Below are 15,106 nucleotides of genomic sequence, written 5' to 3' on the forward strand. Positions count from 1 at the left end.
CGACTCCTGCATGACTACCGCACGCCGTCTTCGCCTTCCCGGAATCGCCTACGGCGGCGACTACAACCCCGAGCAGTGGCCCGAGGAGGTCTGGGCCGAGGACGTCCGTCTCATGCGCGAGGCGGGGGTGAACATGGTCAGCGTCAACATCTTCTCCTGGGCGCTGCTGGAGCCCCGCGAGGGCGAGTTCGACTTCTCGCGCCTGGACCGGATCCTCGCCCTGCTGCACGAGCACGGCATCGCCGCGGACCTCGCGACACCGACGGCCGCCCCGCCCGCCTGGTTCTTCCGCAAGCACCCGCAGGCCCTGCCCGTCGACCGGGACGGCCGGCAGCTGTCGTACGGCAGCCGCCAGACCTTCTGCCCCTCAAGCCCCGCCTACCGCGAGGCGGCCCTGCGGATCGCCCGCGCCCTCGGTGAGCGCTACGGCGACCACCCGGCCGTGGTGATGTGGCACATTCACAACGAGTACGGCTGCCACAATGCGGAGTGCTACTGCGACACCTCTGCCCAGGCCTTCCGCCGTTGGCTGCGCGAGCGCTACGGCGACCTGGACACCCTCAACGACGCCTGGGGCACCACCTTCTGGAGCCAGTGGTACTACGACTGGGACGAGATCATCCCGCCCCGCACCACCGGAGCCGTCCCCAACCCCACCCACAGGCTGGACTGGCGGCGGTTCTGCTCCGACGAACTGCTGTCGCTGTACACGGCGGAACGGGACCTGCTGCGCGAACTGGCTCCGCAGATCCCCGCCACCACCAACTTCATGGTGAACTTCTCCTTCGAGGCGCTGGACTACTGGCGCTGGGCACCGGAGTTGGACATCGTCTCCAACGACCACTACCTGCGCTCGACCGACCCCGAGTCGGAGATCGACATCGCGCTCAGCGGTGATCTGGTCCGCTCGCTGGCCGGCGGGCCGTGGCTGCTGATGGAGCACTCGACAGGCGCCGTGAACTGGCAGCCGGTCAACCGGGCGAAGACACCGGGTGAGTTGCGCCGCAACGCCCTCGCCCATGTCGCCCGCGGCGCCGACGGCATCGCCTACTTCCAGTGGCGGGCCGCCAAGGCGGGCGCCGAGCAGTGGCACTCGGCGATGCTGCCGCACGCAGGCACCGACAGCCAGATCTGGCGGGACGTCGTCCAACTGGGCGCCGACCTGGGCGCCTTGGCCGAGGTGCGGGGCAGCACGACGGCGGCCCGGGTCGCGGTGGTGTGGGACTGGAACGCGCACTGGGCCGTCGAGGCGGAGTCCCAGCCCAGCGGCGAACTGCGCTTCGTCGACCTGGTGCGGGACTGGTACCGGCCGTTGTGGCAGGCCGGTGTAGCCGTGGACTTCGTACGCCCCGACGCCGACCTGTCCGGGTACGGTCTCGTGCTCGCGCCGAGTCTCTACCTGGTCGACGACGCGGGCGCGGCCAACCTGACCGGCTTCGCCGAGCGCGGCGGCACGCTGGCCGTCGGCTTCCACAGCGGTGCCGTGGACGCCAACTGCCATGTGCGGCTGGGTGGTTATCCGGGCGCCTTCCGGGAGGCCCTCGGGGTGCGCACCGACGAACTCTTCCCGCTGCTGCCGGGCGAGTCCCTCACCCTCAGCGACGGCGGCACCGCCTCCCTGTGGTCGGAGCGGGTCGCGCTCGCCGGAGCGGAGACCGTCACGTCGTACACCTCGGGTCCCCTGACCGGAGTCCCGGCGGTCACCCGGCACTCCTACGGCGAGGGCGTCGCCTGGTACCTGGCGACGCGCCCCGACCCCGCGACCCTCGCCGCCCTGCTCGCCCGCATCTGCGAGGAGGCCGGGGTGCAGCCGGTTGTGGCCGGTGTGCCGACCGGTGTGGAGGTGGTCCGGCGCACCGGCGCCGACGCCGAGTACCTGTTCCTGATCGACCACGCCGGGAGCGGCGCCGAGGTCCCGGCCGAGGGCGTCGAGCTGCTCACGGGCAAGGACGTCAGCGGTTGGGTCACCGTCCCGCCGGGGGGTGCGGCGGTCGTTCGCGAGCCGCGGAACCGGCCGTGAAATGGCGCGTCCCAGTCGGGCATGAGTGCGGATCTTCCGGGTAGCCGGGTCATGCCGAGCGGGGAGGGGCCGCCACACCTGGGGAGGTCGCGGCGGCCCCTCCCCGCTCGGCCCCGGTCCGTCGTCACCTGGTCGCCCCCTGAGGTCGGGGGCGTCCCGGTGGGCCCGGCAGGGGAGAATGAGGGCCGTACCCAACGGTCGACCCTTGAGGAGCGGGGAAATGCAGAACGCGCGAGCGGGACAGGTCGCGGGACCCGAGGACCTCATCGATGTGGCACGTCTGGTCACGGCGTACTACGCACTGCACCCCGACCCGGCCGAGCCGGGGCAGCGGGTGGCGTTCGGCACCTCGGGGCACCGCGGTTCGTCCCTCGCGGTGGCGTTCAACGAGGACCACATCGCGGCCACCAGTCAGGCCATCTGTGAGTACCGTGCCGCCCAGGGCACCGACGGTCCGCTCTTCCTCGGCGCCGACACCCACGCCCTGTCGGAGCCGGCGCGGATCACGGCGCTGGAGGTCTTCGCGGCCAACGACGTGACCGTGCTCATCGACGAGGCCGACGGCTACACACCCACCCCGGCCGTCTCGCACGCCATCCTGACCCACAACCGCGGGCGCGCCTCCCGGCTCGCCGACGGTGTGGTGGTCACGCCCTCGCACAATCCGCCCGCCGACGGCGGTTTCAAGTACAACCCGCCGAGCGGCGGTCCGGCCGGTTCGGAGGCGACCTCCTGGATCCAGGACCGCGCCAACGAGATCATCACCGGCGGTCTGAAGGACGTACGGCGCATCCCCTGCAGCCGTGCCCTCGCCGCGCCCGGCACCGGCCGCTACGACTTCCTCGGCACCTATGTGGCCGACCTGCCGGCCGTGCTGGACCTGGAGGCGATCCGGTCCGCCGGGGTGCGCGTCGGCGCCGATCCACTGGGCGGTGCGTCGGTGGCCTACTGGGGCCGGATCGCCGAACAGCACCGGCTCGACCTCACGGTGGTGAACCCGCTCACGGATCCCACCTGGCGGTTCATGACGCTGGACTGGGACGGCAAGATCCGCATGGACTGCTCGTCGCCGTACGCCATGGCCTCGCTGATCGAGCAGCGCGACCGCTTCGACATCGCCACCGGCAACGACGCGGACGCCGACCGGCACGGCATCGTCACGCCGGACGCGGGTCTGATGAACCCCAACCACTATCTGGCCGTGGCCATCTCCTACCTGTTCTCGCACCGGGAGCAGTGGCCCGCGGGCGCCGGGATCGGCAAGACGCTGGTGTCGTCGAGCATGATCGACCGGGTCGCGGCGGACGTCGGCCGGCCGCTGGTCGAGGTCCCCGTCGGGTTCAAGTGGTTCGTGGACGGTCTGGCCGACGGCACGCTCGGCTTCGGCGGTGAGGAGTCGGCCGGTGCGTCCTTCCTGCGCCGGGACGGCTCGGTGTGGACCACCGACAAGGACGGCATCATCCTGGCGCTGCTCGCCTCCGAGATCACGGCGGTGACCGGCAAGACCCCCTCGCAGCACTACGCCGGGCTCACCGACCGCTTCGGCGCTCCGGCGTACGCGCGCGTGGACGCTCCGGCCTCCCGCGAGGAGAAGGCCCTGCTGGCCAAGCTGTCGCCGCGCCAGGTCACCGCCGACACCCTCGCCGGGGAGCCGGTGACCTCGGTCCTCACGGAGGCTCCGGGCAACGGCGCCGCCCTGGGCGGTATCAAGGTCGCCACCGCCAACGCCTGGTTCGCGGCCCGTCCCTCGGGCACGGAGGACGTCTACAAGATCTACGGCGAGTCCTTCCTCGGCCAGGACCACCTCCACCAGGTCCAGGAGGAGGCCAGGTCGGTGGTGCTGGGGGCACTGGAGTCCTGACCGGGCCGTCGGTGTCCCGGGGGCACTGGAGTTCTCACCCTGTCCGTCAGTGTCCCGGGGCACTGGAGTCCTCACCCTGTCCGTCGGTGTCCCGGGGCACCTGAGTTCCGCCCGCCAGGTCGTCGTTGCTGAGGCGCTGAAAGCCGGCCACGGCCCACCGGGCATACCCGGGCACGCGAGTCCCGCCCGCCAGGTCACCGGTGGTGAGGCGCTGAAAGCCGGCGCCAGTCCGTTCGGTGATCCGGGGCCCGGGAGACCCCATCCGGGACACCGGGCACCCCGCCGATGCGGGTCGGCTCCGGCCGGGCGGGGACTCCAGGCCGGGTCTCGTTCGGCGGCCATCGCCCCGGGGTCAGCTTGCGTCCGCCGAGCCGGACCGGCGCTCCGGTCCGCCCTCCTGCCGGCCCCCGGTCGCCCGGCCGTTCGGCGGTCGTGGTCGGTGGGACGGCTCGCTCCCAGAGCCGGCTAGGCAGCGCGGCTCGTCGGGGTCCGGCGCCGGTCCCCCGTCGCGTGGGTCGGCCTGCACCGCCGTACGAGATCCTGCGCGGCCGTCTCCCACTCCGGGTGTTCGAAGGTGAAGCCCGCCGACCGCAGTCGGCCCGGTGTCACCCGGCGGCTCTTGAGGAGCAGCTCGGTGTCCGAGCGCAGTGCGAACGCGCCCAGTTCGGCCATCCAGCGGGTCGCGGGCAGCCCGGCCGGGACACCCCAGGCGGTGCGGAGCGCCCGCATGAAGTCGCGGTGCGGCAGGGGGCCGGGCGAGGCGAGGTTCACCGGGCCCGAGAGGTCGTCGCGGGCGATCAGGAAGTCCACCGCGCGGACGAAGTCATCGGCGTGGATCCAGGACACGTACTGTGCGCCGCCGGCCACCGGGCCGCCGAGTCCGAGTCGGACCAGTCGCGACAGGACGTCGAACACGCCGCCGCGGTCGGGGCTCATGACCATCGCCGCGCGCAGGGCGATCTTGCGGGTCGCGGGCGTCCGCGCCTCGGTCTGCGCACTCTCCCAGTTCTTCGCGATCTCCACGCTGTGGGCCCAGTAGTCCGGCACCCCGGCCTCGGAGCCGCCGATCACGCCGGTGGTCTCGTCGTGGGCGGCGTCGAAGCGGTGGGCGTAGATCGTCGCCGTGCTCATCTGCAACCACACCCGCGGCGGCCGTGCGGCTGCGGCGACGGCCTCGCCGACCACGCGTGCCGAGTCCACCCGGGAGTCCATCATGGCCCGCAGGTTCTCGGCGGTGTAGCGGCAGGACACGCTGCGCCCGGCCAGGTTGATCACAACATCGCTGCCGTCGATCGCCTCGGCCCAGCGGCCGAGGGTGACGCCGTCCCAGGCGAAGTGGTGCGGGCGGGTGGGTCGTCGGGTCAGCACCGTGACCTCGTGGCCGGCGGCCGTCAGGGCACGGTCGAGGACCGTGCCCACCTGTCCGGTGCCGCCGGGCAGCACAAACTTCATGAGATCCCCCTCAGCGTGGCTCGCCACCAGCCTAGCCGCCGTTTTTGAACATGTTCAACATGGGGGTCAGGTCTGGTCGGGCCGGTCCTTGCGCACCCGCTGGGCCACATCGCGCAGCTTGATGTTGTGGTGCTGGGAGATACGACGCAGCACGCTGAACGCGTCGTCCTCGCTCAGCCCGTGCCGCTCCATCAGGATGCCCATGGCCTCGCCGATGGCGTGCCGGGACTTCATGGCGTCCTCGAGCTGGTCGATGGTGCGTGCGTCGGCCACGGCCACGGCGGCGTGCGAGGCGAGCAGCCAGCCGGCGGTCTCGATGTCCTTGCCGAAGGCTCCGGGGCGGCGGGAGTAGAGGTTCAGCGCGCCAAAGTCGTCGTCGTGGGTGTAGAGCAGCACTCCGGTCATGCTGCCGATGCCCAGCTCCCGCGCGGCCACGGCGAAGCGGGGCCAGCTCGGCTGGGGTTCGCGCAGGTCCGCGATCCGGTACACCCGCTCGCCGTCCGGGTGCTGCGCGAGATCGAAGCAGGGCCCCTCGGCCAGCTCGCCCTGGAGCCGGTCGGACGCCTCGACGACGTCCCCGCAGGAGGACAGCGTGACCGCCCGGCCCTTGCGCAGTGCGAGGATCCCGGCCGCGTCGCAGCCGTCCACCAGTCGCACCGCCGAGGCCGCGATCTCGTCCAGCGTGCCCTGCACCGAGTCCTGCGCCAGCAGGTTCCGCGCGAGCTGGGCCATCGACTCGGCGAATTCCCGCCACTCCACCACGACCACCCGCTTCGGTCATTCGTACGAACACCCTATCGCCGCTCCGCCGAGCCGTCCTCGGCGGAGCGGGTACCGCTACGGGCCCCGGGGACCACTCCCCCGCGACCTCTGCCGTCAGTGCCGTCGCATACCCGCAGCCGTGCGAATCAGGCCACGCCGGGTCTCACCGCTTCCCGGGGCGGTGCGCGAGCACGACGAGCGGCCCGGCCGCGAGCAGCACGGCCAGGGCCGCGTAGCCGTAGGTGAGGGTCGTGGCCGTCGCGACAGCGGCGACGAGCAACGGACCGCCCGCGTCGCCGAGTTCGCGGCCGAGTTCGGCGGAACCCATGGTCTGGCCGAGGCGTCCCGGCGGGGTCGACGAGGCCAGCGCGGCGAAGCCGAGCGGGGTGATCAGGCCGGTTCCGGCGCCGATCAGCGCGGCCGCGCACAGGACGCCGGCCAGGCCCGGCAGCATCGCGCAGGCCAGGCCGGCCGCGGTGACGAGGAGTCCCGCGAGCAGGCCGGAGCGGGTCGTCAGGCGCCCTTCGTCGAGAGCACGCCCGGCCCTGGGCTGGACGACGGCCGCGCAGGCGGCGAGCACGGACACGGCGGCACCGGTGGCGACCGTGCCGAGGCCCGCGGCCCGGCCCGAGACCGGCAGGAAGCCCACGCCGACGGACAGGGCGGCGGTCGCCCCGGCCAGGGCGGCTGTCGGGGCGAGGAAGACGGGGTCGGCGAGGCGCCGCGCAAGGTCCAGCACGGTCTGCCGGGCCTTGGGCAGCGGGGGTACGACGGGTACGGCGACGGCGGCCCAGACCGCCACGGCCGCGCCCAGCACCGCCAGCACCGCGAACAGCAGCCGCAGTCCCCCGGCCCACACCAGCACCCCGCCGAGCAGCGGGCCGAGGGTGTAGCCGACGGACTTGCAGAAGCCGTAGCTGCCGAACGCGCGGCCGTGCCCGGCGGCCGGGTTGAGGCGGGCCACCAGGGCGGACGCGGACGGGGAGAAGGCCGAGGCCGCGGCACCCTGGCCGAGGCGGGCCGCCCACAGCCAGCCCGGGCTGTCCGCGACGACGTACAGCGCGGAGGCGACGGCGAAGGCGACGAGGCCGCCGAGCAGCACCGGGCGGGCGCCGATCCGGTCGGCGAGGCAGCCGAACAGCGGCTTCAGGACGACCTCGGCGCCGTCGTACAGGGCGAGAAGGCCGCCCAGCACGAGGAGTGAGGTGACGGCGTCGTCGGAGAAGCCGCCGAGGTTCGCGGCGATGCCGTGGGCGCCGAAGGCGGTGGTGAAGCCGGCCGCGTAGAGGGGCCACATCGCGCGGGCCGGGGCCGCCTGTCGGGGTGCCTCGGTCGGGTTCATCGCTGGTCGGCCGGGATCTCGTGGAGGGCCGCGAAGACCCGCTCCGCGTAGTCCTCACAGGCGGCCGTGCGCTGCCCGAGGCGTTCGCCGGCCCGGGCCGCCTCCGGGGTGCCGGAGACGTCCCGTGCGGTCAGGTCGCGGTGCCGGCCTCGCAGCCGTTCCGGCGACTGCTCCTCTTCCTCCAGTTCGGCGAGGGTGAACTTGGCGATGCGGATCTCCTCGGCCGGCTCCTCCTCGAACCGGCCGCAGTCCGCAGGGAACTTCGCCCCGTCGGCCGACCGGGCCGCGCCGCACGGCTCGCGGAGGCGGGCCGCGTCCCGCGGCCCGCGCCCCGACGGGGTGAGCGTCATCGCCTGTCCGCCGGCCTTCACCGTCGGAGCGAGCGCCCGAGTATCGCCGTCGCCGAGGACCGGCACGTCCGGTACGGCCCAGATGCCCTGGCCGAGCGAGAACGCACCGGTCTTCCGCAGCTCGCGCCGGACCGCCGCCACGCGGTGCCGGGAGGGCTCCGCTTCCAGCTTGATCGCGAGGCCGAGCCGGTGGCCCGCGTTCTCCACAGCCGTCACGCGAGTGAAGGTAGCAGCCGTTGCATCGCCGCTCGTGGCACGGTCAGGCGGCCCTGCGACCGCCGCTCTCCGCGTGCGCGCGGATGACGTCGGCGTACCGGTGACCTGTCCCCTTGATGGTGCGCTTCTGGGTCCGGTAGTCGACGTGGACGAGCCCGAACCGCTTCTCGTAGCCGTAGGCCCACTCGAAGTTGTCCAGCAGGGACCAGGCGAAGTAGCCGGCCAGCGGGGCTCCCTTGCGGGCGGCGGAGGCGCAGGCGGCGAGGTGGTCGATCAGGTACTTCTGGCGTTCCGGGTCGTCGACCGTGCCGTCGGGGCGTACGACGTCGGGGTAGGCGGAGCCGTTCTCGGTGACGTAGAGCCTGCGGGCGCCGTACTCGTGCGTCAGGCGGAGCAGCAGGGTCTCGATGCCGCTCGCGTCGATCTCCCAGCCCATGCCGGTGCGCGGGACACCGGGGCGGGCGATCTCGCGGACCCGGGGTGCCGGGCCGTCGGGGTCGTCGGCGACGGTGGCCGGCATGTAGTAGTTCAGGCCCAGCCAGTCCAGGGGCGCCGCGATCGTCTCCAAGTCACCCGCCCGCTCGGGGAGTTCGACGCCGTAGACCTCGCGCATGTCCTCGGGGAAGCCGCGGCCGTGGATCGGGTCGAGCCACCAGCGGTTGGTGTGGCCGTCCATGCGGCGGGCGGCCTCGACGTCCTCGGGCCGGTCGGTGGCGGGGTGGATCGTCGAGAGGTTGGTGACGATGCCGACCTGGGCGCCCGGGGCCGCCGCGCGGATCGCCCGGGTGGCCAGGCCGTGGCCGAGGAGCAGGTGGTAGGAGGCGCGGACGGCGGCCGTGAGGTCGGTCAGGCCGGGGGCCATCTTGCCCTCCAGGTGGCCGATCCACGCCGAGCACAGGGGCTCGTTGAGCGTGGTCCAGTGCTTGACCCGGTCCCCCAGGCGCGCGGCCACGACGGAGGCGTACGCGGCGAAGTGCTCGGCGGTGTCGCGGGAGGGCCAGCCGCCGCGGTCCTGGAGGATCTGGGGCAGGTCCCAGTGGTAGAGGGTGACGGACGGGGTGATGCCGGCGGCGAGGAGGGCATCGATCAACTCGTCGTAGAAGTCGAGGCCCTTGTCGTTGACCGGGCCGTCCCCGCCGGGCACGACGCGCGGCCAGGCGACGGACATCCGGTAGGCGTTGGTGCCGAGTCGGCGCATGAGGTCGATGTCCTCGCGCCAGCGGTGGTAGTGGTCGCAGGCGACGTCGCCGGTGTCGCCGCCCGCGACCTTGCCGGAGGTATGGCTGAAGGTGTCCCAGATCGAGGGGGAACGGCCGTCCTCGGCGGCCGCCCCCTCGATCTGGTAGGCGGCCGTGGCCGTGCCCCACAGGAAGTCGTGCGGGAGTGCGGCGAGGTCGATGGTCACGAAAGTCCTTTCGGCGTGGGTCACTTGACGGCGCCCGCCGTCAGCCCGGCGACGAGATAGCGCTGGAGGAGGAGGAACCCGGCGACCACGGGGACGCTGACGACCAGCGAGGCGGCCATGATCTGGTTCCAGTAGACGTTGTTGAGCGTGGAGTAGCCCTGGAGGCCGACGGCGAGGGTGCGGGTGGTGTCGTTGGTCATGACGGAGGCGAAGAGCACCTCGCCCCACGCGGTCATGAAGGCGTAGACGGCGACCGCGACGATCCCGGGGATCGCGGCGGGCACGACGACCCGGAACAGCGCGCCGAGCGGCCCGCAGCCGTCGACCAGGGCAGCCTCGTCCAGGTCGCGCGGCACCGAGTCGAGGTATCCGATCAGCATCCAGATGGAGAACGGCAGCGAGAAGGTGAGGTACGTCAGGATCAGTCCGCCGCGCGAGCCGAACAGGGCGATCCCGGTGGCGTTGCCGATGTTGACGTAGATCAGGAACAGCGGGAGCAGGAAGAGGATGCCGGGGAACATCTGCGTGGACAGCACGGTGACCGTGAAGACGCGCTTGCCCCGGAAGTCGTAGCGGCTGACCGCGTACGCGGCGAAGACCGCGATGACGACCGAGCAGACGGTCGCCGCGCCCGCCACGATCAGGGAGTTCACGAAGTAGCGGGCGAGCGGGATCGTCGACCAGATGTCGATGTACGGCCGGATCGTCAACTCGCTGGGAAGCCAGTGGAATTGGCCGGTGACGTCGGCGAGTGGCTTCAGCGAGCTGGAGACCATGACGTACACCGGCAGCAGCACGAATCCGGTGAGCAGGGTGAGGAAGATCCGCCGGGACCACAGGAACGAACGCGGCGGCGCCATGGGCGAGTGGGGGCTAGACATCGGCCGGCTTCCTTCCCCGGGTGGTCAGCAGCAGGTACACGCCGGTCACCACGAGCAGGAACAGCAGCAGCAGGACGGACATGGCCGAGCCGGTGCCGAAGTTCCAGGTGACGAAGGACGCCTGGTAGATGTGGACCGAGATGAGGTCCGCGGCCTCCGGTGCCGACCTGCCGAACAGGACGTAGGGCGTGTTGAAGTCGTTGAACGTCCAGAGGAACAGCACCAGGAGCAGCACCTGGTTGACCGGGCGCAGGGACGGCAGCGTGATGCGGCGGATCTGCTGCCACAGGCCGGCCCCGTCCAGCGCCGCCGCCTCGTACAGCTCACCGGGGATGTTCTGGAGTCCGGCCATCACGATGAGGAAGGCGAACGGCCAGCCCTTCCACACCGACACCGTCAGCAATGCCCAGAAGCTGTTGTCGCCGATGAGCCAGAAGGACGGCTTGTCGGTGAGGTGCAGCTGGTCGTGCAGGACGTGGTTCACCAGGCCGTTGTCGTGCTGGAACATGAACACCCAGGTGATGACGGCCGCGTAGACCGGCAGCGCGTACGGCACCAGGAACAGGGCGCGCAGCAGGCCCCGGCCGCGGAAGGTGTCCTGCATGAAGACGGCCGCCGCCGTGCCGATCAGCCAGCACAGGCCGACCGACAGCAGCGTGAAGGCGACGGTGACGAGGAACGAGTGCAGCAGGGCCTCGCCGACCGGGGCGTCGAAGTCCACCGACACCTTGTAGTTGTCGAGGCCTGACCAGGGCGCGGCGCCCCAGTCGCGGATGTAGAACTGCGTGAGCTCCTTGAAGCTCATGACGGTGCCGATGACCATCGGCACCAGATGGACCAGGAGTTCGAGGAGCAGGGCCGGCAGCAGGAGCAGGTACGGCAGCCCGATGCGGCGGATCCTTCCGGGGCGGCGGCGGGGATGAGGATGCGCCGCCCCGGAAGGGGTCTTGTCCACGGACTGCTCCGCGGGAGCGGTGGTGGTCATCGTGCTCACTTCGTCGGCATCTGCTGCTGGGCCTTCTCCAGCGCCGCCTTCACCGAGTCCGTGGTGACCGCGCGCCCGGCGGCCGCGTCGGCGAACAGCTCCTTGACCGCGGTCCCTACGGCGGTCTCGAACTGTGACTCGTCGGCGACCTGCGGCAGCGCGGCGGCGCTGGTGGCGAGGGTGTCCTTGAGGACCTTGTTGGCGCCCGAGCTGAAGGTGCTGTCCGACTGCACGGACTTCACCGGCGGGATGGAGCTGTAGGCGGTGTTGAGGATCTTCTGCTCGGCGTCGCTGGTCATGAACTTCACGAACTTCTTGGCGCCGTCGATGTTGTCGGTGTTCTTGAAGACGGCCAGGTTGATGCCCATGACGGCAGAGTTGACCTGGGTGCCGGTGCCGGGTGTGCCGGACTGCACGGGCACCGGTGCGATGCCGTACTTGTCCGCGCTCATGCCCTGGGACTCGAGGTTGGCGGAGGCGGACTGCCACAGCAGCATGGCCTGGTTGCCCTTGGCGAAGTCGCTCACGGACTGGTTCTGGGCGTACTCGGCGTCGCCGGTGGGGATGACCTTGTCCTTGGCCATGAGGTCGACGTACTGCTTGACCGCGGCCACGACCTTGTCGTTGGTGAAGTCGGGCTTGCCGTCGGGGGTGAAGAAGTCGCCGCCGTGCTGCCGGGCGAAGACGAAGACGTGGTGGATGTTCTCCGACAGGTTCGCGCCCTCGGCACCGAGCGCGGACTTGCCCTTGGCCTGGATCTTCTTGCCGTCGGCGATCAGCTCGTCCCAGGTGGCCGGGGGCTTGCTGATGCCGGCGTCGGCGAAGAGCTGCTTGTTGTAGTAGAGGGCGTAGGCCATGGAGTAGAGCGGGACGGCGGCCGGGTCCTGGCCCTGGGCGCCGGTGGAGCCGAGCGCGGAGTCCACGAAGCGGTCCTTGCCGCCGATCGCGGCGTAGTTCTTGGCGTTCCAGGGCAGCAGGGCGCCGGTGGCCTGGAGGGAGGCGCTCCAGGTGTTGCCGATGTTGAGGACGTCGGGGCCCTGCCCCGAGGTGGTCGCGGTGAGGATGCGGTTGAGCAGGTCGGACCAGGGGACGACCTCCACCTTGACCTTGATGCCGGTCTGCTTCTCGAACTTGTCGAGCTCGGGCTGGAGGACCTTCTTGTCGACCTCGATGCTGGCGCCCTGGTTGGAGGCCCAGTAGGTGAGGGTCTTCGGCGAGTCGTTGGACCCGTCGCTCGTCGACGATCCGCCGCCGCAGGCGGTCACGAGCGTCAGCAGCGAGGCGGTGACGGCTCCGGCGGCCGCGACCCGGGTTCTGCGCATCTGGCGTCCCTTCCAGAGGAGACCCCTGGGTGCGTTCACTTCCCGAACGCCCACCCAGGAGTTAATTTATGGCGTGATTTAAGACGCGAAGGAAACGCGCGTCAAGGGCTCGGACCGGGGTATCTTGCAGGTCGGGGCCGATCCGGAGGGGTTCACATGGCGGTGCGGAACGGGCGGACGGTGCGCGACCTGCGACGGGGCAACCGCACCGCCGTACTACAACGGTTGTATTTCGACGGCCCCATGAGCCGCTTCGCGCTGGCCCCGGCCACCGGACTCAGCGCCGGCTCCATCAGCAACGTGGTCGCGGACCTGATCGCGGACGACCTGGTCGAGGAGGCCGGCACCGTCGAGTCCGACGGCGGCCGCCCCCGCACCCTGCTGCGCGTCGCGCCCGGCGGCGGGCACATGATCGGCGTCGACGTCGGCGAGACCCGCGTGCGCGTGGAGCTCTTCGACCTCACCCTGACCGAACTGGCCCGCACCGAGAGGCCCTTGGAGCATCACGGCTACGACGTCGAGGTCGTCGTCGGGCACATCCGTGACGGTGTCGCCGAGGTCCTCGCCGCCACCGGCATCGCCCCCGGGCAGCTGCTGGGTGTCGGGATCGGGGTCCCCGGCATCGTGGCCCGCGCTCCCGGGCAGGGCGCCGTGGTCCACGGCCAGACGATCGGCTGGGACGCCGTGCCGCTGGAGGCCCTGCTGCGTTCGAGCGGTGAACTCCCGGACTCCGTCGCGTACTTCATCGACAACGGGGCCCGCACCCTCGGCCAGGCCGAGCTGTGGTTCGGAGCGGGCCGGGGCTGTCGCAACGCGGTCGTGGTGCTCTTCGGCTCGGGCGTCGGCGCCTGTCTCGTCACCGAGGACATGGAGTACGGCCGCCCGCTGGAGTGGGGGCACCTGACCGTCCAGGTCGGGGGGCGCCGCTGCCGCTGCGGAGCACGGGGCTGCCTGGAGGCGTACGCGGGCGCCGAGTCGATGCTGGAGCGGTGGCGGGAGGAAGGCGGACGGCCACCGCGGGGCGTGGACGAGGAGAGCGCACTGACGGCGATGCTGCGGGCCGCCCATCCGGACACGGGTGACGGGGACGAAGGGGGCCGAGAGGCCGACCCGGTGGCGCTCGCCGTGCTGGAGGAGACCGCCGAGTACGTCGGCGCCGGACTGTCCGACCTGATCAACCTCTTCCAGCCCGAACGCATCCTCATCGGCGGCTGGGCGGGCCTCCAGCTCGGGCCGCGTCTCCTGCCCGCCGTACGCCGGTACGCCGACGCGCACGCCCTGCGCCATCCCGCCGAGCGGGTCTCCATCGACCTGGGCGAACTCGGCCCGGACGCGGTGACGGTCGGCGCCGCGAGTCTGCCGCTGGCCGACTTCTTCGCCCGGGGCGGACAGCGCGGGGACCGCGGTGGGGTGCGGGAGGGCTGAGCGTCCGCGTGGGCCCGCGTGCGCCCTGGTACGCCCGGTCGCTCAGGCGCGGTCGTGGAGTGTCCGCGTGGGACCGGAGCGCGTGATCCCGCGTGCGCCCGGTCGCTGCGGTGCGGTCGTGGAGCGTCCGCGTGGGACCGGACCGCGTGATCCCGCGTGCGCCCTCGTACGCCCGGTCGCTCAGGTGCGGTCGTGGAGCGTGACTTGGTAGCCGTCGGGGTCGGCGAAGGTGAAGGTGCGGCCGAAGGGGCCGTCGACCGGAGCGGAGACGATGGTGCGTCCGTCGGCGACCAGTGCGTCGTGGATGCCCTGGACGTCGGTGGCGTGGAGCCAGAGGGCGACGCCGATGCCTGGTTGGTCGACGGAGTCGAGGTCGGTGCCGGGAAGGAGGTCGCGCAGCGCGAACGCGATCGGCTTCGTCTCGAAGACGACGGCGTGCGCAGGCCCGGCCGGCGAGCGGACGAGGCCGAGGTAGCGCTCGTAGAACGCCTGCGAGGCGTCGAGGTCGCGCACTTGCAGCGAGATGAAGTCGGGGCCGGTCGCGGGCATGGTGACGCTCCTTCTTTCGTGTCAGTTTTCTGACACGCAGGAAGCTATGTCAGAATCCTGACATGAGTCAAGAAGGTGTCGGCATCGACCTGGAGACGTCACTGGGCTATCTGCTCAAGGAGGCGTCGAGCGCCCTGCGCACGGCGATGGAGGAGGTGCTGCGGCCGCTCGGGATGAGCGTGACGCACTACTCCTGCCTCGAACTGCTGGCGCAGCGACCCGGCTTGTCGAACTCCGAGCTCGCGCGGGGCGCGTTCGTGACCCGGCAGACGATGAACGTGCTGCTCCAGGCCCTGGAACGGGACGGTTACGTGACCAGGCCCGCCGAGGCGCCGGTGGGGAAGGTGCTGCCCACCCGGCTCACGCCGAGCGGCCGGCGCAGTCTTGAAAAGGCGAGCGCGGCCGTCCGGTCCGTCGAGGCGAGAATGCTGTCCGGGCTGACCGGGGCCGAGCAGGCGGCCGCGTTCGGGGCCCTGAAGAGCATGATCCGTTCACTGCGCGGCGACGACGGGGGCACACGGGTCGTTCCCTGACAG

Annotated in this window: 13 protein-coding genes; 4 read left to right on the top strand and 9 right to left on the bottom strand. The window is 71.6% G+C overall.

Annotated features, from left to right (window positions below; genetic code table 11):
• The first annotated feature begins 10 nt into the window (after positions 1-10).
• Together AQJ54_RS22810 and pgm are read left to right on the top strand one after the other, a co-directional pair.
• Positions 11-2,020, top strand: coding sequence for a beta-galactosidase (locus AQJ54_RS22810; protein WP_062240530.1), 2,010 nt, complete (start codon positions 11-13; stop codon positions 2,018-2,020).
• 220 nt (positions 2,021-2,240) lie between these two features.
• Positions 2,241-3,881 (top strand): phosphoglucomutase (alpha-D-glucose-1,6-bisphosphate-dependent), encoded by a 1,641-nt coding sequence (gene pgm, locus AQJ54_RS22815; protein WP_062240532.1) that lies wholly within the window; start codon positions 2,241-2,243, stop codon positions 3,879-3,881.
• Between the two features lie 465 nt (positions 3,882-4,346).
• Here pgm and AQJ54_RS22825 read toward each other — a convergent pair whose 3' ends face one another.
• The 8 genes from AQJ54_RS22825 to AQJ54_RS22860 all read right to left on the bottom strand — a co-directional run bounded on the left by AQJ54_RS22825 (position 4,347) and on the right by AQJ54_RS22860 (position 12,596).
• A complete protein-coding gene (locus AQJ54_RS22825; RefSeq protein WP_062240535.1) occupies positions 4,347-5,333 on the bottom strand; it encodes a TIGR01777 family oxidoreductase in 987 nt (328 codons plus the stop codon).
• A 66-nt stretch (positions 5,334-5,399) separates the two neighbouring features.
• Positions 5,400-6,092, bottom strand: coding sequence for a GAF and ANTAR domain-containing protein (locus AQJ54_RS22830; RefSeq protein ID WP_062033770.1), 693 nt, complete (start codon positions 6,090-6,092; stop codon positions 5,400-5,402).
• Between the two features lie 166 nt (positions 6,093-6,258).
• A complete protein-coding gene (locus AQJ54_RS22835) occupies positions 6,259-7,437 on the bottom strand; it encodes an MFS transporter (protein ID WP_248845415.1) in 1,179 nt (392 codons plus the stop codon).
• Positions 7,434-8,003, bottom strand: coding sequence for a Chromate resistance protein ChrB (locus tag AQJ54_RS22840; RefSeq protein ID WP_062240537.1), 570 nt, complete (start codon positions 8,001-8,003; stop codon positions 7,434-7,436). Before AQJ54_RS22840 ends, AQJ54_RS22835 begins: the two co-directional genes overlap by 4 nt.
• Positions 8,004-8,046: 43 nt before the next feature.
• Entirely contained in the window at positions 8,047-9,408 is a 1,362-nt protein-coding gene (locus AQJ54_RS22845) for a GH1 family beta-glucosidase (RefSeq protein WP_062240539.1), read from the bottom strand.
• A 20-nt stretch (positions 9,409-9,428) separates the two neighbouring features.
• Positions 9,429-10,268, bottom strand: coding sequence for a carbohydrate ABC transporter permease (locus tag AQJ54_RS22850; RefSeq protein ID WP_020136930.1), 840 nt, complete (start codon positions 10,266-10,268; stop codon positions 9,429-9,431).
• Positions 10,269-10,281: 13 nt separating this feature from the next.
• Positions 10,282-11,274: a carbohydrate ABC transporter permease gene (locus AQJ54_RS22855; protein ID WP_062240541.1), complete on the bottom strand. Its 993-nt coding sequence runs from the start codon at positions 11,272-11,274 to the stop codon at positions 10,282-10,284.
• Between the two features lie 5 nt (positions 11,275-11,279).
• Positions 11,280-12,596, bottom strand: coding sequence for an ABC transporter substrate-binding protein (locus AQJ54_RS22860; RefSeq protein WP_062240543.1), 1,317 nt, complete (start codon positions 12,594-12,596; stop codon positions 11,280-11,282).
• Between the two features lie 156 nt (positions 12,597-12,752).
• Between AQJ54_RS22860 and AQJ54_RS22865 the strand changes: the two genes are divergently transcribed.
• Positions 12,753-14,021: an ROK family protein gene (locus AQJ54_RS22865; protein WP_062240544.1), complete on the top strand. Its 1,269-nt coding sequence runs from the start codon at positions 12,753-12,755 to the stop codon at positions 14,019-14,021.
• Positions 14,022-14,201: 180 nt separating this feature from the next.
• Here the strand turns inward: AQJ54_RS22865 and AQJ54_RS22870 are convergent, their stop codons facing one another.
• A complete protein-coding gene (locus AQJ54_RS22870) occupies positions 14,202-14,570 on the bottom strand; it encodes a VOC family protein (protein ID WP_062240546.1) in 369 nt (122 codons plus the stop codon).
• A 62-nt stretch (positions 14,571-14,632) separates the two neighbouring features.
• On the opposite strand from AQJ54_RS22870, the gene AQJ54_RS22875 reads away from it, so the two are divergent.
• Positions 14,633-15,103: a MarR family winged helix-turn-helix transcriptional regulator gene (locus AQJ54_RS22875; protein WP_062033725.1), complete on the top strand. Its 471-nt coding sequence runs from the start codon at positions 14,633-14,635 to the stop codon at positions 15,101-15,103.
• The last annotated feature ends 3 nt before the right edge of the window (positions 15,104-15,106 follow it).

Origin of the sequence: Streptomyces griseorubiginosus (assembly GCF_001514195.1) — a bacterium.
Lineage (GTDB): Bacteria > Actinomycetota > Actinomycetes > Streptomycetales > Streptomycetaceae > Streptomyces > Streptomyces griseorubiginosus.

What these genes read in the sequence shown, in the direction of transcription:
- AQJ54_RS22835 (WP_248845415.1), bottom strand. Translation starts at nt 7,437, where the DNA reads ATGAACCCGACCGAGGCACCCCGACAGGCGGCCCCGGCCCGCGCGATG.
- AQJ54_RS22825 (WP_062240535.1), bottom strand. Translation starts at nt 5,333, where the DNA reads ATGAAGTTTGTGCTGCCCGGCGGCACCGGACAGGTGGGCACGGTCCTC.
- AQJ54_RS22865 (WP_062240544.1), top strand. Translation starts at nt 12,753, where the DNA reads ATGGCGGTGCGGAACGGGCGGACGGTGCGCGACCTGCGACGGGGCAAC.
- pgm (WP_062240532.1), top strand. Translation starts at nt 2,241, where the DNA reads ATGCAGAACGCGCGAGCGGGACAGGTCGCGGGACCCGAGGACCTCATC.
- AQJ54_RS22850 (WP_020136930.1), bottom strand. Translation starts at nt 10,268, where the DNA reads ATGGCGCCGCCGCGTTCGTTCCTGTGGTCCCGGCGGATCTTCCTCACC.
- AQJ54_RS22855 (WP_062240541.1), bottom strand. Translation starts at nt 11,274, where the DNA reads ATGACCACCACCGCTCCCGCGGAGCAGTCCGTGGACAAGACCCCTTCC.
- AQJ54_RS22860 (WP_062240543.1), bottom strand. Translation starts at nt 12,596, where the DNA reads ATGCGCAGAACCCGGGTCGCGGCCGCCGGAGCCGTCACCGCCTCGCTG.
- AQJ54_RS22870 (WP_062240546.1), bottom strand. Translation starts at nt 14,570, where the DNA reads ATGCCCGCGACCGGCCCCGACTTCATCTCGCTGCAAGTGCGCGACCTC.
- AQJ54_RS22810 (WP_062240530.1), top strand. Translation starts at nt 11, where the DNA reads ATGACTACCGCACGCCGTCTTCGCCTTCCCGGAATCGCCTACGGCGGC.
- AQJ54_RS22875 (WP_062033725.1), top strand. Translation starts at nt 14,633, where the DNA reads ATGAGTCAAGAAGGTGTCGGCATCGACCTGGAGACGTCACTGGGCTAT.